Raw genomic sequence first — 19,916 nt, forward strand, 5'->3', positions numbered from 1 at the left:
TGCGCGGTGCGCGCATCGGATCGGCCCTTCGTTTTTATTCCCCTCAATACGACCGCTTATCTCGATATTATTGAACTAATTTTGAATATTCATTACGGTCTATCTTCCATTACCAAAATACACCCCGACAATTTCTGGACAACATCAACATTTGTACGACTGATCATCCGGCGACAATCTGCTTTTCTCCCTATCGAATTCGCTCGGGCGCTGCGAAGACATGCGATTCGAACTGTGGAGCAGGACGTGACGCTCGCCACCGAAGAACTCGATGAGACGGTTTCCCGTATCAACCGCATCCTCCGGCGCACCCTCGACGAGACGCGCGACCTCCTCGACAAGATGAAGGCCGCGAGACGGGCCGAGGCCGCAGAAACACCCGACGGCGACGCGGCCGCCCCCCCGCACACCCGCCCCCCGGCCGGCCCGCTGGCCGGCACGCCGGGCGCCGCCGCGAAAGGCGCCCCACAGGCGCACCGCCCCGCCTCCCCCGCATCCAGCGAAGCGGCCGCCGCGTCCGCGTCCGGCATCCGGGTGTGCCCGACGGCCACCGCCACTGCCGCGCCGAACGGCGCCGGCATGGCCGCGCCGGGAGCCCCTCAGCCCACCTCCGCATCGACATCGCAGCGCAGACGTGACCCCGCCTCCACCCAGCAGCGCGGCCGCGCCTCCTTCGCGTCGGGCAACGCCGCGGTCCCCGCCGCCTCGGCCTGCGCCACGCATGGCGGCTCAGTCTCCGCCCCGCCGAGCATCCCTCATCTCGGCTCCGGCTTGATCCAGCCGGACGGCCCCGCCTCTTCCACGCCCGGCGACTTGGTGGGCGCCGCGGTCGACGTTTCGACCACGCCGGTCAGGTTCGTCGGATCGGACAACACGCCGGGCAATGCCACGCGCGCGTCCACGACGCGGCGCGGAACCCCATCGGCCGCCACCTCACTGGCTGCCCCCGACCCAGCCGCCCCCAGCGAGCGCGCGAGCTATTCGGCCGCGCCTCGCGGTTTCGCCGGATCGGGCAACCGGCCGGGCATTGCCACGGGCGCGTCCACGCCGCGGCGTGGAACCCCATCTGCCGCCATCTCACTGGCTGGCCTCGAGCCTGCCGCTCCCGCCAACATCGCGAGCAACTCGGCCACGCCTGTCGGTCTCACCGAGTCTGATAACCCGCCGGGCAAAGCCGGCGCTGCATCCCCGTCGCGGCGCGACGTCCCTTCCGCCGTCACCTTGCTGGGTGGTTTCGAGTCCGCGATACCCGGCGCGTGGGTGGGCAAAGCGGCGGCCGCTTCGGCCACGCCGCGCGGATCCTGCCCCACCCCGTCAGGCGACCTGCGGGGCACCGCCGCCTCCGCATCCGCCCCGCGGAGCAACCCCGCCTCAGGGTCCGCGAAGCGGCGTAGCAATGCCTCCACCACAGCCGGCGGCCCGCCGGGCACAGACGGCCTCGCCTCCTCCACCACCGCGCCGGATGGACGTGGCACCGCCTCACCGGGCAATGCGCCCGGCGTCGCCCCGCCGTCGCAAGAACCCAGCTCCTCCTCGGCAGGGCATGCGCCGAGCATCGCCGGATCCCCGCACGCCCCAGGCTCCGCCTCATCCCGCAGTGCGCCGGGCGTCGCCACCCCGCAGCATGCCAGAAGCTCCACCACACCGCGCGACGCGCGGGGGAAGACCACCCCTCTGGGCGACGCGTGGGGCACGCCCGCCTCATCACCCGGCGCGCAGGGCACGCACACCCCACGGCGCGACGCGAGGGGCACGCCCACCCCACCGCGCGGCCCCGTGTCAGCCACGCCGGCCGCAACTGCAGGCGACGCCGTCGCAGCGTCCCCCGCCCCGCAAGGCCGCCACGCGCCCCGCAAGGGCGACGCAGCCGCCCGCCGGCCGGCGCCCTCTCAGGACCCCGCACCCTGCGCCGAGCTCGGCCTCCTCCTCGGCGACATCGCGACCCTTCTCAGCCACACCATCGGGCGCCACATCGTCACGCGCCAGTCGGCGGCAGCCGGGCTGTGGGCCGCGGGGTGCGGCGCGATCCCGGTGGAGGACGCGATCCTCGCCGTCACGCTCGACGCGATCGCCGCCGCGGACGATCCGGACGCCACCCACCGCATCGAGGCGACCAACGCGCCGATCGAGCCGACGTCCGAGGCCGCCCGGCTCGGCATCCCGCCCGGCGACTATGTGCGGGTCGATGTGCGCACCGAGGCGCCCCCGCGCCCCGGCGCGCGCGCCATCCCCCCGTCCGCCCGCCACCTCATCGCGATCGGCGCCGCCTTCGCGCTCTACCCGGCGCACACGCACGGGCTCGGCCACTCCCTCTTCCTGCCCCGCGCGCTGGAGGCGACGCCCTCCTCCATCACCGCGAGCGAGCCGGTGCGCGAGACCATCCTCCTCGTGGAGGACGACGACGCGGTGCGCCACTACACGCGCCACGCGCTGACGAGCCAGGGCTATGCGGTGATCGACGCGGTGAGCGGCCCGCACGCGCTCGACGTGCTGGAATCGGCGGAGCGAATCGACCTCCTCCTCACCGACCTCATCCTGCCGGGCGGGGTGAACGGCAAGCAGCTCGCCGACGCGGTGCGCGCCGGCCGCCCCAACATCCCCGTCCTCTTCACCTCCGGCTTCGCCGACGAGCGGATCGGGGACGATCTCGACCTCGACCCGTTCAGCCTCCTCCTGCCGAAGCCCTACCGGCGCGAGGAGCTGACCACAAAGGTGCGTGAAGCGCTGCGATCGCCCTCGGGCGCGATCAACTGACGGGTGCACGATCGGCGCACCACGCGGGCGCACAAACGCGCGCGTGCCGGCGCCGATCCCCCGCGACACCGCGGCCCGCCGTCCGACCGCGTGTCACCTGAACGGTTAGATTGACGCTCGGATCAATTGCTGTTTGCATCCCAAGAGACCGCTTCTGTGACGCTGCGTTAAGCCGATCGGCAGGAGGGGGAGCAACTTTTAGGGATGAACAATAATGCGCAGAACGTCATTGCTGCTGGCCAGCGCCGCCTTCGTATGGGCCGCGTCGGGTTCGGCCTTCGCCCAAACGCTCGTCTACTGTTCGGAAGGCTCACCTGAAGGGTTCGACCCGGCGCCCTACACCGCCGGCACCACCTTCGACGCCTCCTCCAAGCCGATCTACAACCGCCTCGTCGAGTTCAAGCGCGGCACGTCCGAAACCGAGCCCGGCCTCGCCGAGAGCTGGGAGGTCTCCGAGGACGGCACCGAGTACACCTTCAAGCTGCGCCAAGGTGTTCCCTTCCACACCACCAGCTATTTCACGCCGACGCGCGACTTCAACGCCGACGACGTCATCTTCACCTTCGACCGCCAGCGCGTCAAAGACAGCCCCTGGTTTGAATACAGCCCCGGCATTTCGTGGGAATATTTCAATAGCATGTCGATGCCCGATCTCATCAAGAGCATCGAGAAGGTCGACGACTATACCGTCAAGTTCGTGCTGAACCGCCCCGAAGCGCCCTTCATCGCCAACATGGCGATGGATTTCGCGTCCATCCTGTCGAAGGAATATGCCGACCAGCTCGAAGCGGCCGGCTCGATGGAGCTCCTCAACCAGCAGCCGATCGGCACGGGCCCCTTCAACTTCGTCGCCTACCAGCAGGACGCGGCGATCCGCTACCAGGCCTTCCCGGACTATTTCAAGGGCGAGCAGCCCATCAAGAATCTCGTCTTCTCGATCACGGTCGATGCGGGCGTGCGCCGCCAGAAGCTCGAGGCGGGCGAGTGCCAGGTGATGCCGTATCCGGCCCCGGCCGACATCGAGGCGCTGAAGGCGAACGACAAGCTCAACGTCATGGAGCAGCAGGGCCTCAACGTCGGCTACCTCGCCTACAACACCAAGCAGGCCCCGTTCGACAATCCGAAGGTCCGCAAGGCCCTCAACATGGCGATCAACAAGGAGGCCATCCTCGAGGCGGTCTTCCAGGGCTCGGGCGTCGCGGCGAAGAACCCGATCCCGCCGACCATGTGGTCCTATAACGACGCGATCGTCGACGATCCCTATGATCCGGCCGCCTCCAAGAAGATGCTCGAAGAGGCGGGCGTCACCGATCTCAACATGAAGATCTGGGCGATGCCGGTGCAGCGTCCCTACAACCCGAACGCCCGCCGCATGGCCGAAGTCATCCAGGCCGACTTCGCCGAGGTCGGCGTCACGGCCGAGATCGTGTCGTTCGAGTGGGGCGAGTATCTCGCGCGCTCCACCGCGGTCGACCGTGACGGCGCCGTGCTTCTCGGCTGGACCGGCGACAATGGCGACCCGGACAACTTCCTCGCCGTGCTCCTCGGCTGCGACGGCGTCGGCGGCGCCAACCGCGCGCAGTGGTGCGACGAAGACTTCGAGAAGCTGATCCAGGAAGCGAAGATCCTCTCCAGCCAGGACGAGCGCGCCAAGCTCTACGAACAGGCGCAGGTCGTCTTCAAGGAGCAGGCGCCGTGGGCCACCATCGCCCACTCGGTCGTCTTCATGCCGATGGCGAAGTCCGTCTCCGGCTACATCATGGACCCGCTCGGCGGACATTGGTTCGACGGCGTCGAGATCCAACAATAATCCCGCCACGCGCGGGGCGAGGGGGGCGCACGGCGTCCCCCTCCAACGGTTGACCCAGCATGCTGCGATTCTTCTTCAGCCGGCTCGGCCTCATCATCCCGACCTTCGTCGGGATCACCCTCGTCGCCTTTGCGTTCGTGCGCGTCCTTCCGGGCGACCCGGTGCTGTTGCTCGCCGGCGAACGCGGCATGAACCCCGAGCGCTACCAACAGCTCCAGGTCCAGTTCGGCTATGACCGGCCGCTCTGGGAGCAATATTTCCACTATGTCGCCGGCCTCCTGCAGGGCGATTTCGGCCATTCGATCTCGACGAAGCGCCCGGTGCTGCAGGAGTTCTTCACCCTCTTCCCGGCGACGCTCGAGCTCGGCATCTGCGCGATCCTCTTCGCCGTGATCCTTGGCCTTCCGGCCGGCATCCTCGCGGCGGTGAAGCGCGGCTCGATCTTTGACCAGGCGACGATGGGCGTCGCCCTCACCGGCTATTCGATGCCGATCTTCTGGTGGGGCCTCCTCCTCATCATCCTCTTCTCGGGCATCCTCGGGTGGACGCCGGTCTCGGGCCGCATCTCGCTGATGTATTTCTTCCCGACCGTCACCGGCTTCATGACGATCGACGCGCTTCTGTCGGGCGAACCGGGGGCGTTCGGCTCGGCCGTGAAGCACCTCATCCTGCCCACCATCGTGCTCGGGACGATCCCGCTCGCCGTCATCGCGCGCCAGACGCGCTCGGCGATGCTGGAGGTGCTCGCGGAGGATTATGTCCGCACCGCGCGCGCCAAGGGCCTCGCCCCCTCGCGCGTCATCGGCCTTCATGCGCTGCGCAACGCGATGATCCCGGTGATCACCACGATCGGCCTCCAGGTTGGGGTGCTGATGGCGGGGGCGATCCTCACCGAGACGATCTTCTCGTGGCCGGGGATCGGCAAGTGGATGGTCGATTCCATCTCGCGGCGCGACTACCCGGTCGTGCAGGGTGGGCTCGTGCTGATCGCGGGCATCGTCATGGTCGTCAACCTCGTCGTGGACGTGCTCTACGGCCTCATCAACCCACGGATCCGGCACAGATGAGCCGCGCCAGCACAGACGGGCCCCCGCGATGACCGATCGACTCGAAGCCGACGCCGAGACCGCGCGCGAACTCTCCCCCTGGCGCACGCGCGCGGCCGTCTTCAGCGAGTTCTGGCACTATTTCAGCCAGAACAAGGGCGCGGTGATGGGCCTCGTCGTCTTCGCCCTCCTGGTGCTGACGGCGATCTTCGCGCCCGTCCTCGCGCCCTACCCGCCGAACCAGCAATTCCGCGACGCGCTCCTCACCCCGCCCTTCTGGGAGGCGGCGGGCTCGACGCGCTTCATCCTCGGCACCGACGCGCTCGGGCGCGACATCCTCTCGCGCCTCATCCACGGCGCGCGCTTCTCGCTCTTCATCGGCGTCGCCGTGGTGATCATCGCGGTCGCGGGGGGCATCCTCATCGGGCTCGTCGCGGGCTATTTTCGCGGCTGGGTCGATGTCTTCGCGATGCGCATCATGGACATCATCCTCGCCTTCCCCTCCCTCCTCCTCGCCCTCGTGCTCGTCGCCGTGCTCGGCCCCGGCCTCGTCAACGCGATGATCGCGATCGCGGTGGTGCTCCAGCCCCACTTCGCGCGCCTCACGCGCGCGGCGGTGCTCGCGGAGGTGAAGCGAGAATATGTCACCTCCGCGCGGGTGGTCGGCGCGAGCAACCTGCGCCTCATGTTCGTGACGATCCTGCCGAACTGCCTCGCGCCGCTGATCGTCCAGGGCACGCTCTCCTTCTCAACCGCGATCCTCGACGCCGCGGCCCTCGGCTTCCTCGGCATGGGCGCCCAGCCGCCGACGCCCGAATGGGGCACGATGCTCGCCGAGGCGCGCGAGTTCATCCTGCGCGCCTGGTGGGTCGTCACCTTCCCGGGCCTCGCGATCCTCATCACCGTGCTCGCGATCAACCTCGTCGGCGACGGCCTGCGCGACGCGCTCGATCCCAAGCTCAAGCGGAGCTGAGGATGGACGCGATCCTCGGCCTCTTCGGCATCGTCGTCGGCGTCCTCCTCGGCAAGCTCCTGGAGCTTCTGCACGACGAGTGGCGGCGGCGGCGCAAGGAGATCGACATGGTCTTCGCCCTCCACGCCGAGATCTCGGCCGGCTGGTCCCACACGGGCGAGATCTCGACCACCGTCGACGCGGACTATCTCTTGGTGAACGGCGCGCCCGTCGGCCCGGCCGACCGGACGGACTTCGTGTTCGACAGCCTGAAGGCGGACCTCTCGATCCTGCCCCAGCCCGTCATCCACACGGTGGTGCGCTATTATCGCGTGGTGGAGCAGGCGAACCTCTTCGTCGACTTCCTGGAGAAGCCGCAATTCTCCCGGCAGGACGAGGCCGAGCGCCGGCGCTTCGCCGAGAAGGTGGTCGCCAAGCTCGCCGAGCAGGACTTTGCGGCCGCCGAAGCGCTCGCCGCGCTGGAGCGCTATGTCGAGACGCGCGGCTATGAGGTGCCGCACGCCTCCGAAGCGCTCGCCGCGCGCCTCTCCCGCATCTCCGGCGCGCCGGCCGCGCGCCAAGCACAGGCCGTCTAGCGATGTCGATGCTCGAAATCGAGAACCTCTCCATCTCCTTCGACACCGCGGCGGGCCCCTTCACCGCGCTCGACGGCGTCTCCTACAGCGTCGGGCCGGGCGAGGTGCTGGCGATCGTCGGCGAATCGGGGTCGGGCAAGTCGGTCGCGATGCTCGCCGTGATGGGCCTTCTGCCGAACACCGCCACCGTGACCGCCGACGCGATGCGCTTCGAGGGGCGCGACCTCCTCACGATGCCCGCCGCCGAGCGGCGCAAGATCATCGGCAAGGACATCGCGATGATCTTCCAGGAGCCGATCGCGAGCCTCAATCCCTGCTTCACCGCCGGCTTCCAGATCGAGGAGGTGCTCGCCAAGCATCTCGGCCTGTCGCGCAAGGCGCGGCGCGCGCGGGCGATCGAGATTTTCAACGCCGTCGGCATCCCCGAGCCCGAATACCGGCTGAAATCCTATCCGCACCAGATGTCGGGCGGGCAATGCCAGCGCGTGATGATCGCGATCGCGATCGCGTGCGAGCCGAAGCTCCTCATCGCCGACGAGCCGACGACCGCGCTCGACGTGACGATCCAGAAGCAGATCCTCGACCTCCTGATGAACCTCCAGGCCGAGCGCGGGATGGGCCTCATCCTCATCACCCACGACATGGGCGTCGTCGCCGAGACGGCCGACCGCGTGATCGTCCAGTATAAGGGCCGCAAGATGGAGGAGGCGGACGTGCTGACGCTGTTCGAGAATCCGAAGAACAGCTACACCCGCGCCCTCCTCTCCGCCCTCCCCGAGAACGCGACCGGCGTGCGCCTGCCGACCATCGCCGACTTCCAGCACGAGGACGGCGCGTGGGGGGATCTGCGATGAGCGACATCGCCCTCCAGACGATCGACGTCACGCGCGACTATCATGTCGGCGGGACGATGTTCGCCAAGCCCCGCATCGTTCATGCGCTGAAGGGCGTCTCCACCGAGATCGAGCGCGGCAAGACGCTCGCGATCGTGGGCGAAAGCGGGTGCGGAAAGTCGACGCTCGCGCGCATCATCGCCCTCATCGACCCGCCGACCTCCGGCACCCTGCTGATCGACGGGCAGGAGATCGACATCGCCCACCAGCGCATCACCCACGAGATGCGCGGCAAGGTGCAGATCGTCTTCCAGAACCCCTACGGCTCGCTGAACCCGCGCCAGAAGGTGGGCGACATCCTCACCGAGCCCTTGAAGCTCAACACCGGCCTCAGCGCGGCGGACCGGCGGATGCGCGCCTTCGACATGCTGACCAAGGTCGGCATGATGCCGGAGCACTATAATCGCTACCCGCACATGTTCTCCGGCGGCCAGCGCCAGCGCATCGCCATCGCGCGCGCGCTGATGCTGAACCCGTCCCTCCTGGTGCTCGACGAGCCGGTGTCCGCGCTCGACCTCTCGGTCCAGGCGCAGATCCTCAACCTCCTCGCCGACCTGCAGGACGAGTTCGGCCTCACCTACGTCTTCGTCAGCCACGACCTGTCGGTGGTGCGCTACATCGCGGACGAGGTGATGGTGATGTATTTCGGCGAGGTGGTGGAGCACGCGACGCGCGACGCCATCTTCGCGGACCCGCAGCACGACTACACGAAGATCCTCTTCGCCGCGACGCCGCGGGCCGATGTCGCGAGCATCCGCGCTCGCCTGGCGGCCAAAGCCGCCGAGTGAGCGCGGACGCGGTTGCATCTGAGCGCCGAGGCTAGCGCATCGCCCGCGCCGCCTGCGCGGCATTGTGGGCCGCACGCGCGAGGAAGGGGAACGCGACGTCCGCCTCCTCGTGCGCCGTCCAGACCGGGGCGGACCGCTCCGGCGCGGCGCCAAACCGGTCCCGCATCACGGCGACCTCCACCTTCATCAGGCGGTTGATCTCCATGTGCAGCGCCTTCAGCCGCTCCATCGAGGGCGCGAAGGACGCGATCTCGTCCGTCGCCTTCAGGAAGGGGAGCGACAGCGTGTTGCGCACCTCCTCATACTCGGCGAAGGCCCCTGCCCCGCCCGAGGTCACCGCGTCGGCCAGAAGCTCGGCATCGCGCAGCGCGTCGGTGATGCCGTGCGCGGTCAGCGGGTCCTTGAAGTAGCCCGCGTCGCCCACGAGCGCCCAGCCGGGCCCCGCCGCCTGGCGCAGATGCCCCGGCTTGCCGCCGAACCCGCGGACCTTCTCGACCATGCGGCCACCCGCGAGCATGTCGCGCAGGGTCGGGTGCGCCCCGGCCAGCACCGCCTGGTAGATCTCGCCCGCCGGCCGGTCCGCCATCGCGCGGAAGCGCTCCGAAGGGATCGCGGCGAAGACGCAGGTGCGCCCGTCATGCGTCGGGATCGCGCCCGTCGCCCATTGGTCGCCATAGCCCCACTCGTACCCGTCGAGGCTGATCCCGTCCCAGTAGGCGTAGAGCACCGCGCTCGCGTGCGCGCCCTCATGGTCGGTGCGGGCGCCGACCACGCGCGCGACGTTGGAGGCGATCCCGTCCGCGCCGATCACGAGGTCGGCCGTCACGTATTCGGTGCTCCCGTCGGCGCGGCGCAGCGCGATGCCCCGCACGCGCCCGTTCGGGTCGCGGACCACGTCCTGGAAGGCGACGCCGAAGCGGAACTCGGCACCGACATTCATCGCCGCGTCCGCGAGGATCGGGTCGAGCACCGTCCGGCGCGGGGCGACGAGGCCGTCGAGCCCGCCACCGGGCGCGATCGGCACCTCGACGCGCTCGTCGCCGTAGGTGAAGACCGCCCGGCGGACCAGCGTCGCGTTGGCGAGGACGTGCGGCATCAGCCCCCAGCGGGCGAGTTGCATCGCGCCGCCGCGCATCAGGGCGTGGGTGGAGATCGTGTCGGAGCCGTAGCTCCGCTTCTCCACCACCAGCACCTTCAGCCCCCGGCGGGCGAGCAGCATCGCAGTCGCCGCGCCGGCGCAACGGCCACCGACGATCACCGCGTCATAGGACGCCATGGACCTGACAATCATGCGAAATCTCCTCATGCGCTGAGGCGCCATTGGCGCGCGAGATGGTGTGTCATCGGCTGGAGGAGCGCGGCGGCATCCGCCCCGACCCCGTCGATGAAGCTGGACTTGCGGCTGCGCTGGAAGCGCATGCCGAGCGTGTAGAGGCCGGGGACCGCCGTGATCCCCGCGGACTGGATGATCTCCGCGTCGCGGTCGAAGACCGGCACGCGCAGCCACGGATAGGCGCGGCGGTAGCCGGTCGCCCACACGATCGTCCCGAACCGGCGAAGGTCGAGCGAATGCGGCACCCGGTCGACCTGGATCGGGTCGATCGGATCACGCGCGTCCGCCCTGTCGTCGAGCCCCGCAACTCGCATCTTCCCGTCGATCCGGTCGAGGAGCCGCACGAGCCGGGCGTCCGCCTCCGCGATGGTGTCCGCGAGGTCGTCCGACATCATCGCCCGGTTCCCGTCGATCCCGACGAAGCGGCCGGCGAGCTGCACCCCCGCCTCGGCGAGGCGCGCGAGGTCGAGCGTGCGGCCCTCCGCGCTCCCCACCAGCTGAAAGGAGGGCTGGCGGCGCGCGGCGGCGATGTCGCGCGACGCGTCGACGGTCTCGTCGAGGATGCCCGTGCGGTCGAGCCACCACATGATGTCCTGCCCGCGATAGCGGCGCGGCAGGCGCACATGGTTGCCGACGGCGATCGTCACCCTGCGGCCGGCCCGTCGCAGCTCGTCGGCGATCTGGATGCCGGACGCGGAGGCGCCCACCACCAAAACGTCGCCCGGCCCGATCGAGGCCGGCGAGCGGTAGCGCGCGGGGGTCACCTGCGCGATATGCTCCGGCACCATCCAGGCGAGCGGCGGAATGTAGGGCACCCCGCACTCGCCCGTCGCGATCACCACGGCGCGGGCCGCGATCGGCTCGGCCGAGGTGGACAGCTGGAAGCCGCCCCCCGTCTGCCGGACCGCGCGCACCTCGGTGCCGCACATCAGCGGCGCGTCCATCTTCGCGGCATAGGCCTCGAAGAAGGCGGCGACCTCCGCCATCGTCATGAACCCATCCGGATCCGGTCCCGTGTAGCGGTGACCGGGCAGACGGGTCATCCAGTTGGGCGTGAGGAGGCGCAGCGAGTCCCAGCGCGCGGTGCGCCAGCGCTCGGCCACGCGGCCGCGCTCGAGGATGATGTGGTCGATCCCGGACGCACTCAGCCACATGCTGATCGCAAGCCCGGCCTGTCCGCCGCCGATCACGGCGACTTCGGTCCGCCGCATGGTTCCGCTCCTATGGTGTCGAGGGTGGTTCGCGCCGGATCCCGTGACCCGGCGCCGGGTGGTCTCAGTTGGCGACGGTCACTTCGACCGGGACGCCCTTGGTGAGCACGTCGAACACGGCCGAGCGTGCGACGGACTGGCTGACGATCTCGCGCAGCTTCTCCTCGGGCGCATCACCCTTCACGGTGAAGGCGACGCGGATGCCCTGGTAGCCGTTGCGCACCTCGTCTGTGATGCCGAGGATGCCGCGCAGGTCGATGTCGCCCTCGACGGTCGCGCTGACCGAATGAAGGTCGACGCCGCGGGCCGAGGCGATGTTGCCGATGCCGGCCGTCAGGCACGCCGCGATCGCGTGGAGGAGATATTCCACCGGGGTCGGGCCGTGGTCGGTCCCGCACAGAACCTCGAGGTGGTCGGAGTCGGCCGTGAAGGTCGCCTTGTGCGCCATCTCCGCCCCACACCCGTGGAAGCCGGAGAAGGTGCTGCGGCTGTGCGTGCCGGACTGCCACTCGGTCGTCGTGCGGAACTGGAAGGCGGCGAGCTCGGGATTGTCACGGACGAGGCCGATCGCGGCGAAGAGCTGCGGAACGTCGACACCGTTGCGCGGGACCGGGGGCGCCTTCTTGGGCTTCTCGACCGCGTCAGCGCTGTTCATGGTGGAAGCGTGCATGTTCATGATTTCGATCCTCTCGAAGAGTGGGGCCGTGCTGGCCACGACCGAGAGATCGGCGCCCTCCATTTGCGTTTGTGTTGGAATGGGCGAGGGAAAATTGCGTTGCGGCGTGTTATTCGCGATTCAAACGAAAGAATGTTCTTTCCACGCTTGCGCCCGATACAGGCGAAACAGGGCCCTCAACGCAAAAACGCCGACGCTTTTTCATGGCGTCGGCGTTGGTCCGGGACCGGGGGTGTGGGGGCTCGCATGGCGCGAGCCGCCACATTCAGTATCTTCGTCCCAGCTCGTCCTGCGGCACGAACTCACCGCGGACGGCGCGCTCGATATTCTCGCGGGTGAGGCCGATATCCTTCAGCTCATAGTCGCTGCGGGAGCGCAGGTACGCCATGTCGCGGGCGACGACGTGGGCGTGCCAGAGGCGCCCGAAGCCGGTCTTCACCATGAACATCATGCGGGACGCGAAGTCGCTCGGGACTGCGCGTTCGGACGCCGGCGCGTTGAAGATCGTGTTCGTCACAGGTCCATCCTTCCTTCGTTGTCACCCGGTTCGTCCGGGCAGAACCGCTAGATCAGGAGGCACCGTGGAATTCGTGGTGTGAGGAAGCGTGGAAATTTTTCTCGTCTTGCCGTCGATTTGGGACGAACGCCTCATTTTTCGGCAATCAGACCGTGTGGATCATGGTATGGGTTTCAACGGGAGGCACGTACGCGGACGGAAATTCCGCGGCGGTCGGTGGGTGGAAAGATGCAATGTTCGATCGGGCGGGTGGCGCGGAACAGCTGTCGCGGTTGGTCTTCACCTTCTACGATCTCGTTCTGAGCTCGCCCCGGCTCTCCCCCTATTTCGCGCACACGGACATGCGGCGCCTGGTCGAGCACCAGGCGAAATTCATCGCGTCCCTCTTTGACGGGCCGGTCCGCTATAGCGACGAGGAGCTGCGGCAAGTGCATGCCCACCTCGCGATCTGCAACGACCATTTCGACGAGATGATGGACCAGATGCGCCTTGCCCTCGAGCACTGCCGCACGCCCGACGATGTCGCGCACCACGTGATGCGCGAACTCGAAGGGCGGCGCAGCGTGATCGTCGCGACCGACCTTCAGCGGGTCTAGACTAGCGGCGGCCTACTCGGCCGCCTGTCCGGTGACCGACGGGCGGTCCGCGCGGGCGGCGAGCGCGTCCGCCTCCTCATGCCGGCCGATCTCGGAGAGCGCGCGCGACAGGGTGCCGATGGCGCGCCGGCGCGGCAGGAAGGCCCGCTGCCCCGTCGCGTGGTCGACGGCGGCGCGCATCAGCGAGAAGCCCTCCTCGCGCGTGCCGGAGCCGAGGCGGAAGAGAGTCTCGCCCTTCATCCGCAGCATCTCGGAATATTGCATCATCAAGCCGTTGCGCTCGGCGGCGGCCATCGCCTCGTCGAAGCGCGCGAGGGCCTTGTCGCTCTCGCCCGCGTTCGCGTGCACCTCGCCGCGCAAAGCGAGGAAATAGGGAAGGCCGAGCTCGGCCTGCGCCGCGCGCATCGCGTCGATCGCCTTGTCCATCTCGGCGACGCCCTCGGCGCGGCGGCCGAGGCGCGCGTTCGCGTAGCCCATCTGGAAGCGGCCCTGCCAGAAGAGGTACGGCAGGAAGTGGGTCTCGCAGAGGCGGACCTCGCGCTCGGACCAGTCGGCGACGTCCTGCATGTCGTCCTTGAAGAGGCCGAGGAGGCTCCGCCCATAATAAACGACGGCCGTCGTCAGCGGATGGCCGAAGGATTCGGCGAGCTCGATCGCCGCCTCCACCGGCGCCGCGACGTCCCCATCGCGCCCCTCCTGCGTTGCCGCGAGGGCGCCGAAGATGCGGCAGCACACGCCCGGATCGTGGCCCGAATACGCGAAGGTCAGGCCGTGATGGTGCTCGGGCTCATAGAGGTGCAAGGCCCGCTCGGTGTGGGTGCGCACCTTCGCGTAGTCACCCATGAAGAGCGCGCTCGTCCAGAAGAGGTGCGCGGTTTCGATCTCGCGCGGGATGTCGTTGCGGCCCTCGATCATCGCGCAGCAGCGCTCGGCCATCACGAGCGAATCCTGCGCCCGCCCGCTCATGATGTAGCTGTGGCCGAGGCCGCGCACGACGGTGAAGCGGCTCTCCTCGTCGCCGAGCCGCTCGCACAGCGCCTCCGCGCGGCGGAAGGCGTCGAGCACTTCGGGCGCGCCCCAGCCTTTGGTGGCCATCAGCGCGACGCCTTCGATAGAGCGCAGCGCCAGCTCCGCCCGGTCGCGCGGCGGCGCCTCGGGAAGATACTCAAGCGCCCGCAAGGCGCGCTGCACGAAGGCGAGCGCGTTGCTGTTCGCCGCCCGCTCCACCGCGCGCCGCGCGGAGCGTGTGAGGTAGGTCGCGGCCTTGTCCCACGCCTCGGCCCGCTCGGCATGGTCGGCGAGGCCCTCGACGTCCCCCTCCTCGAAGTCGCTGGCTTCGAGGACGGAGAGGATCTTGCCGTGAAGCATCACCCGCGCGGCGCGCGGCAGCGCCTCGTAGGCGGCCTTGCGCACGAGCGCGTGCTTGAAGGTGAGGACGCGGCGGGGCGAGGTCGTACCGTCGAAGACGAGCTCGGCGCGGCGCAGCGCGTCGATCAGCGGATCGATCTCGTCGGGCGTCAGCGACAGGATGCGCTCCAGCAGCGAGACCGGCGGATCGCGCCCGATCGCGGCGGCGACCTCCAGGAGGCGCTGCTGGCCCGCCGCGAGGCGGCCGATGCGCGCGGTGATGACGTTGAGGACGCCCGGCGGGATCTCGATCGCGGCCGGCAGGTCGACGCAGCGATAGTCCCCGCGCGTGCCGCGGATCCGCCCCTCCTCCACCAGCGCCTTGACGATCTCCTCCACGAAGAGCGGCACCCCGTCGCCGGCGGCGAGGATGCGCTGGGTGAGGATCATCATCGTCGGGTGCGCGCCGAGAAGGTCGCGCAGCATCCCGCCCGCCTCGCTCTGGCTCAGGGGATCGAGGCGGAGCTGCGAGACGGCGATGTCGTTGGTGAAGGGCGGGTGATATTCGGGCCGGTAGGTCGCGATCAGCAGGATCGGCTTCGCCGTCACCTCCGCGACGAGCTCGGAGACGGCCGCCTCGCTGTCCTCGTCGAGCCAATGGAGGTCTTCGAGGAGGCAGGCGAGCGGCGACTGTTCGGCGGCGAGGACGATGAGCTGGCGCACGACGGCCCTGAGGCGCGCCGCGCGCTCGGCCGCCCCCATACTGTTCCACCGCTCCTCCTCGCCCGGCAGGTCGAGCACGAAGTGGACGGCGGAGACGATATCGGCGTCCGCCCGCAAAGCCTTCAGGCGCGATTCCACCTTCGCGGCGACGACATCGCGCGTCTCGTCCCCTTCGAGGAAGGTGATGGAGCGCACGATCTTGCGCACCATCGCGAAGGGGGTCGCGGCGTCGCTTTCCTGCGCCCCGGCGTGGATGATCGTGTAGTTCTGCGTCGCCCCTGAGGCGAGGAATTCGTGGACGAGGCGCGATTTGCCGATCCCCGCCTCGCCGACGACGCCGATCACCTGGCCGCGCCCGTCCGCAACCCGCAGGAGCGCCTGGTTGAGGAGGAGGAGCTCGGCCTGCCGGCCCGCGAGCGGGGTGAGCCCTTGCGCGACGCGATTGTGCCAGCGCGAGAGGGCGCGGTTCTCGCCGACGAGGCGGCGCAGCGCGATGTCGCGCGGCAGGCCGACGACGTGGGAGGCCGGCACCGGCGCGGTGCGTACGAAGCCGCCGGCCGCATGCGCCGCGCGCGAGGTGAGGACGATGAAGTCGCGCCGCTGCGCCCGCACGAGCTGGCGCGTGCGCTGGATGGGCACGCCGCTCGCCGACAGGCGCGATTCACCGAGCCGCCGGTCGCGCCGCAACAGGAGGTCGCCGCAATCGACCGCGATGCGCGCGCGCACGGCCCCGCCCGAGGCCGCCGCCACCGCCTCGCGCACCTGGAGCGCGCAGCGGCAGGCGATGAAGGCGTGATCCTCGAGCCCGCCCTCCGCGCCGAAAACGGCGGTGACGTCCCCGTCGACGAGGTGGACGATCTCGCCCCCCGCGCTCTCGATCACGTCGATGATCCCGTCCATCACCGGCACGAGCGTCTCGGCGAGGATGTCGGCGCCCGCCCCGTCGAACGCCTGGAGCGGGCTCACGAGCTCGACCGACAGGACGCTCGCTTGCCGCCGCTCGCCGTGCCCGGCGAAGAGGCGTGGCGGGGCGGTCGTCTCGGCGACGAAGGCCTTCACCTCGTCGATGAAGCGGGCGAAGGACGGCTCCTCGGCGAGGAGGATGTGGTTGTCGCTCTCCAATTCGATGAAGCGCGCGTTGGCGATGCCCTCCGCGAAGGCCTTCCCCGAGGAGAACGGGACGACGAGGTCGCCGGTGCAGTGGAGGACGAGGGTCGGGCAGCGCACGCTCGGCAGGAGGTGGCTGACGTCGATCTCCGACATCGCGCGCTGGGTGCGGAAGGCGTCGTCCGGCGTCGCCGAGCGGGCCTGCAGCTCGGTGTACCAGCCCGCCTGCTCGGCGTTCGCGCCGGGGATGAACATCGAGGTGAAGAGCTGGCGGAACATCGGCGTCCCCGCCCCCCAGCCCTCGCGGATGAGGGTCTGCATCGCCTCGCGCTTGGCGATCTCGCTGGCATCGGCGCGCTTGCGCCAGCCCTTCACATAGCCGCCATAGAGGATGAGGCCGGTCACCCGCTCGGGATGGCGCAGCGCGTAGGCGACCGAGACGGCGCAGCTCTGCGAAATGCCGAGAAGGGTGAAGCGCTGGACGCCGGCGGCATCCACCACCGCCTCCAGGTCGTCGACCATGCGCTCGAAGGAGACGTCCTCGACATTGCGCTCGGAGAGGCCGTTGCAGCGCTGGTCGAAGCGCACGAGCGTGTGCTGGGCGCTCAAGGCGTCGATCAGCGGCCGCCAGATCGGCGAATCCCAATCGTATGAGAGGTGGGTCATCCAGTGCGGCGCGCGCACAAGCGGCGGCCCGGAGCCGGTGGTGGCAAAGGCGATGCGCGTGCCGTCCCGGCTCGTGCAGAAGCGGATCGACTGGGTGATGGCGGCGGACGTCGCCTCGGGTTCCGCCGCGTGTCCGGCCTCGGGCTCGGCCGCCGCACTCGGGGCGGGCGCCTGCGCCGTCGGGGTGGGCTCCGGCGGGGGGGCGGGCGGGGCCGGCTCGGGCGCGGCGGCAGGCGGCGCCTCGGCCTCGACCGGCTTCGGCGCGGCAGGCTGGACCGGCTGGAGGGGCGTGACGGGGGTCATCCGCGCCGCGCCAGCGGCCGCCATCAGCGCGGCGATGCAGTCGGCGACCGCGCGGTCTTCCGGGTCGATCCGGTGGAGGGCGTGGGCGTGCGCGAGCGCGCGCTCGGGCTCCTCCGGCCCCAGCCGGCCGACAAGCTCGCGCAGCACGGCGCGGCGCAAAAGGTCCATCTCGTTGGAGAATCCCATGCGCCAGGCTTCGAACTCGTAGCAGTTCGCGAGCGTCAGATCCTCCAGGAAGCCGCCGCGGAACATGCCGGCGGTGCCCTCCAGGCGCTCCGTGTCGAGGCCCTTCACGTCCCCCGGCCGCAGCTGGCGGACCTCGTGGAAGTCGACCTCGATCCCCTCGGCGCTGAGGCAGACATTCTCGCGGTCGGCGTCGAGCCGCTTTATGTCGTCCTCGTCGACGATCTGGCGGATCTTCGACAGGCTCCAGCGCAGCGCGCCGCGCGGATCGTCGGGGATCTCCCAAAGCATCGTGCACAGGCGCTGGCGCCTCTGCGGCCGCGCCGTGACGGCGAGATAGGCGAGGAGCGCACGCGTCTTCTTCGAGGGAAGGAGATTGACGCCGTGACCGTCCCGCGAAACTCGCAGGCTACCGAGTACATCGATCCGGAGTTTTCCTGGCAACGCACGCCTCTCCGCCTTGGTCACGCAAATTCTACCACGTTGTGACCGCTACATGCGAACCGCCATTCCGCTGTACAAGTGCAAAGGGCCGGGTTGCCTGGGGAGAAGGTGCTGGAACGCCCGCAAACGCCGTTTCAACGGACGCTCCCACGCCTGGCCCCACGCGCGCTCCCACACGGCGCGCCCACATCATCACGAGGCGCCGACGGACGGCGCCGCGGCGGAGAACGCCAGAGATGAGGATGAGCATGAGCACGCAAGCCAGTGAGACGGACGGATGGGCCGGGGTCCGCAAGGGCCGGCCGCAGGTGGGCGCCTTCGCCGAGCGCTCGCACCGCACGCGGAGCGAGGACATCGTCGCCTTCACCGAGATGACCGGCGACCGCAACCCGCTCCACTATGACCGCGCCGCCGCCGAGGCGAGCATCTTCGGCCGCCTGATCGTCCAGGGCGGCGTCACCAGCGGCATCCTGAACGCGGTCGTCGCCGAGGATCTACCGGGCCCCGGATCGGTCTTCCTGGAGGTCCACTGGAAGTTCGTGAAGGCGGTGGGGGTCGGCGAATTGATCACCGGCCGCGTCGAGGTCGTGGACGTGCGCGCCGACAAGCCGATCACGCGGATCGAGACGAGCGTGCGCAACGAGGCGGGCGAGGTGTGCTTGACCGGGACGGCGACCGTCTACACCGTACCCCTCGACTGAAGCGACGCGCGGCGGCACCAGGGAGCGACCCGCGATGAAGGCCGACCGCGAGGCGAAAGTGGGACTTGCGCAGGGGCGCTGGCGGGCCCTCTCGGTGCTGTGCGTGTCAGTCGTGCTCGCGATGACGACGTGGTTCTCCGCCACCGCGGTCACGCCGGAGCTCGGCGCGGCGTTCGACCTCTCGCCCGCGGCCCTCTCCTGGCTCACCAACGGGGTGCAGCTCGGCTTCGTCGCGGGGGCGATCCTGTCGAGCCTCGTGAACCTGCCGGACATCGTGCGCCTCAACCGGCTGATGGCGGGGGCGGCGCTCGTCGCGACGCTCGCAAACGCCTCGCTGCTCGTCGCGGACGGGCCGGCGGGGCTCATCGCGGCGCGCTTCGTCACCGGCGCGGCGCTCGCGGCGGTCTATCCGCCGGCGATGAAGCTCGTCTCGACCTGGTTCGTGTCGGGGCGCGGCTTCGCGCTCGGCGCGATCATCGCCGCGATCACCTTCGGCTCGGCTCTCCCCCACCTCGTGCGGGCGATGACGGGCGCGGTCGACTGGCACCTCGTCGTGGTCGCGACGTCGCTCGCAACGCTCGCGGCCTCCGCCATCTTCCTCCTCTTCGCCCGCGAGGGCCCCTTCCCCTTCGGCAAGGCCGTGTTCGATCCGCGCCAGATCGGCGCCGTCTTCCGCGACCGGCCGCTGCGCCTCGCGATCTTCGGCTATCTCGGCCACATGTGGGAGCTCTACGGCGCGTGGGCGTGGCTCCTCCTCTACACGCGCCATGCGCTGGAGACGCAGGGGACGCCGAGCGCGTCGGGCGCCTCCCTCATCACCTTCGCCTCCATCGCGGCGGGGGCGGTCGGATGCCTCCTCGGCGGCGTCCTTTCCGACCGGATCGGGCGGACCCTGACGACGGCGGGCATGATGATCGTCTCCGGCATCTGCGCGGCCGGGATCGGCCTCGTCTTCGGCGGGCCGCTCTGGCTCTTCGTGGCGGTGGCACTCGTGTGGGGTGTGTCGATCGTCGGCGACTCGGCGCAATTCTCCACGGCCGTCACCGAGCTTGCCGACCAGCGCTATGTCGGCACCGCCCTCTCGGTGCAGGTGGGGCTCGGCTTCGCCCTCACCGTCTTCACCATCTGGCTCCTGCCGCACATCGCGGAGGCGGTCGGCTGGCGCTGGGTCTTCCTGGTGCTCGCGATCGGTCCCGCCTTCGGCGCGGCCTCGATGCTGCGCCTGCGGCGCATTCCGGAGAGCGTGCGGCTCGCGGGCGGGCTGCGCTGA

The 19,916-nt window shown here is 69.6% G+C and carries 16 protein-coding genes; 10 read left to right on the plus strand and 6 right to left on the minus strand.

Going from position 1 to position 19,916, the window contains the following annotated elements; genetic code table 11:
* Positions 1-755: 755 nt before the first annotated feature.
* Positions 756-902 (minus strand): hypothetical protein, encoded by a 147-nt coding sequence (locus tag DBV35_RS30680; protein ID WP_157961830.1) that lies wholly within the window; start codon positions 900-902, stop codon positions 756-758.
* Between the two features lie 874 nt (positions 903-1,776).
* On the opposite strand from DBV35_RS30680, the gene DBV35_RS17910 reads away from it, so the two are divergent.
* The 7 genes from DBV35_RS17910 to DBV35_RS17940 all read left to right on the plus strand — a co-directional run bounded on the left by DBV35_RS17910 (position 1,777) and on the right by DBV35_RS17940 (position 8,839).
* A complete protein-coding gene (locus tag DBV35_RS17910) occupies positions 1,777-2,754 on the plus strand; it encodes a response regulator (RefSeq protein WP_157961831.1) in 978 nt (325 codons plus the stop codon).
* A 214-nt stretch (positions 2,755-2,968) separates the two neighbouring features.
* Positions 2,969-4,564: an ABC transporter substrate-binding protein gene (locus DBV35_RS17915; protein ID WP_108661663.1), complete on the plus strand. Its 1,596-nt coding sequence runs from the start codon at positions 2,969-2,971 to the stop codon at positions 4,562-4,564.
* 59 nt (positions 4,565-4,623) lie between these two features.
* Entirely contained in the window at positions 4,624-5,631 is a 1,008-nt protein-coding gene (locus tag DBV35_RS17920; protein ID WP_108661664.1) for an ABC transporter permease subunit, read from the plus strand.
* A 28-nt stretch (positions 5,632-5,659) separates the two neighbouring features.
* Positions 5,660-6,583, plus strand: coding sequence for an ABC transporter permease subunit (locus tag DBV35_RS17925; RefSeq protein WP_108661665.1), 924 nt, complete (start codon positions 5,660-5,662; stop codon positions 6,581-6,583).
* A gap of 2 nt (positions 6,584-6,585) precedes the next feature.
* Positions 6,586-7,158, plus strand: a complete 573-nt coding sequence (locus tag DBV35_RS17930) for a hypothetical protein (RefSeq protein WP_108661666.1) — start codon at positions 6,586-6,588, stop codon at positions 7,156-7,158.
* A gap of 2 nt (positions 7,159-7,160) precedes the next feature.
* Positions 7,161-8,012: an ABC transporter ATP-binding protein gene (locus DBV35_RS17935; protein ID WP_108661667.1), complete on the plus strand. Its 852-nt coding sequence runs from the start codon at positions 7,161-7,163 to the stop codon at positions 8,010-8,012.
* Complete coding sequence (locus DBV35_RS17940; protein WP_108661668.1) at positions 8,009-8,839, plus strand: dipeptide ABC transporter ATP-binding protein; 831 nt, start codon at positions 8,009-8,011, stop codon at positions 8,837-8,839. Before DBV35_RS17935 ends, DBV35_RS17940 begins: the two co-directional genes overlap by 4 nt.
* Positions 8,840-8,870: 31 nt before the next feature.
* On the opposite strand, the gene DBV35_RS17945 is transcribed toward DBV35_RS17940, so the two are convergent.
* From DBV35_RS17945 to DBV35_RS17960, 4 genes are all read right to left on the minus strand, one after another.
* Positions 8,871-10,130 (minus strand): NAD(P)/FAD-dependent oxidoreductase, encoded by a 1,260-nt coding sequence (locus DBV35_RS17945; RefSeq protein WP_170134973.1) that lies wholly within the window; start codon positions 10,128-10,130, stop codon positions 8,871-8,873.
* An 11-nt stretch (positions 10,131-10,141) separates the two neighbouring features.
* Positions 10,142-11,383, minus strand: coding sequence for an NAD(P)-binding domain-containing protein (locus DBV35_RS17950; protein WP_108661670.1), 1,242 nt, complete (start codon positions 11,381-11,383; stop codon positions 10,142-10,144).
* 64 nt (positions 11,384-11,447) lie between these two features.
* Positions 11,448-12,059, minus strand: a complete 612-nt coding sequence (locus tag DBV35_RS17955; protein WP_211099998.1) for an OsmC family protein — start codon at positions 12,057-12,059, stop codon at positions 11,448-11,450.
* 265 nt (positions 12,060-12,324) lie between these two features.
* Positions 12,325-12,576: a YjiS-like domain-containing protein gene (locus tag DBV35_RS17960; protein WP_108661671.1), complete on the minus strand. Its 252-nt coding sequence runs from the start codon at positions 12,574-12,576 to the stop codon at positions 12,325-12,327.
* A 233-nt stretch (positions 12,577-12,809) separates the two neighbouring features.
* Between DBV35_RS17960 and DBV35_RS17965 the strand changes: the two genes are divergently transcribed.
* Entirely contained in the window at positions 12,810-13,172 is a 363-nt protein-coding gene (locus DBV35_RS17965; RefSeq protein ID WP_157961832.1) for a group I truncated hemoglobin, read from the plus strand.
* A gap of 12 nt (positions 13,173-13,184) precedes the next feature.
* Here DBV35_RS17965 and DBV35_RS17970 read toward each other — a convergent pair whose 3' ends face one another.
* A complete protein-coding gene (locus tag DBV35_RS17970) occupies positions 13,185-17,945 on the minus strand; it encodes an alpha/beta fold hydrolase (RefSeq protein WP_157961833.1) in 4,761 nt (1,586 codons plus the stop codon).
* Between the two features lie 248 nt (positions 17,946-18,193).
* Here DBV35_RS17970 and DBV35_RS17980 point away from each other — a divergent pair, with 248 nt between their 5' ends.
* On the plus strand, positions 18,194-18,646 hold the full coding sequence (locus DBV35_RS17980) for a MaoC family dehydratase (protein ID WP_205648717.1): 453 nt from the start codon (positions 18,194-18,196) through the stop codon (positions 18,644-18,646).
* Between the two features lie 34 nt (positions 18,647-18,680).
* Complete coding sequence (locus DBV35_RS17985) at positions 18,681-19,916, plus strand: MFS transporter (protein WP_108661676.1); 1,236 nt, start codon at positions 18,681-18,683, stop codon at positions 19,914-19,916.

The sequence above is a fragment of the Acuticoccus kandeliae genome (assembly GCF_003073115.1).

Bases quoted from the DNA above. Each gene is read 5' to 3' on its own strand.
- DBV35_RS17915 (WP_108661663.1), top strand. From the start codon at position 2,969: ATGCGCAGAACGTCATTGCTGCTGGCCAGCGCCGCCTTCGTATGGGCC.
- DBV35_RS17920 (WP_108661664.1), top strand. From the start codon at position 4,624: ATGCTGCGATTCTTCTTCAGCCGGCTCGGCCTCATCATCCCGACCTTC.
- DBV35_RS17925 (WP_108661665.1), top strand. From the start codon at position 5,660: ATGACCGATCGACTCGAAGCCGACGCCGAGACCGCGCGCGAACTCTCC.
- DBV35_RS17930 (WP_108661666.1), top strand. From the start codon at position 6,586: ATGGACGCGATCCTCGGCCTCTTCGGCATCGTCGTCGGCGTCCTCCTC.
- DBV35_RS17935 (WP_108661667.1), top strand. From the start codon at position 7,161: ATGTCGATGCTCGAAATCGAGAACCTCTCCATCTCCTTCGACACCGCG.
- DBV35_RS17940 (WP_108661668.1), top strand. From the start codon at position 8,009: ATGAGCGACATCGCCCTCCAGACGATCGACGTCACGCGCGACTATCAT.
- DBV35_RS17945 (WP_170134973.1), bottom strand. From the start codon at position 10,130: ATGATTGTCAGGTCCATGGCGTCCTATGACGCGGTGATCGTCGGTGGC.
- DBV35_RS17950 (WP_108661670.1), bottom strand. From the start codon at position 11,383: ATGCGGCGGACCGAAGTCGCCGTGATCGGCGGCGGACAGGCCGGGCTT.
- DBV35_RS17955 (WP_211099998.1), bottom strand. From the start codon at position 12,059: ATGAACATGCACGCTTCCACCATGAACAGCGCTGACGCGGTCGAGAAG.
- DBV35_RS17965 (WP_157961832.1), top strand. From the start codon at position 12,810: ATGTTCGATCGGGCGGGTGGCGCGGAACAGCTGTCGCGGTTGGTCTTC.
- DBV35_RS17980 (WP_205648717.1), top strand. From the start codon at position 18,194: ATGAGCACGCAAGCCAGTGAGACGGACGGATGGGCCGGGGTCCGCAAG.
- DBV35_RS17985 (WP_108661676.1), top strand. From the start codon at position 18,681: ATGAAGGCCGACCGCGAGGCGAAAGTGGGACTTGCGCAGGGGCGCTGG.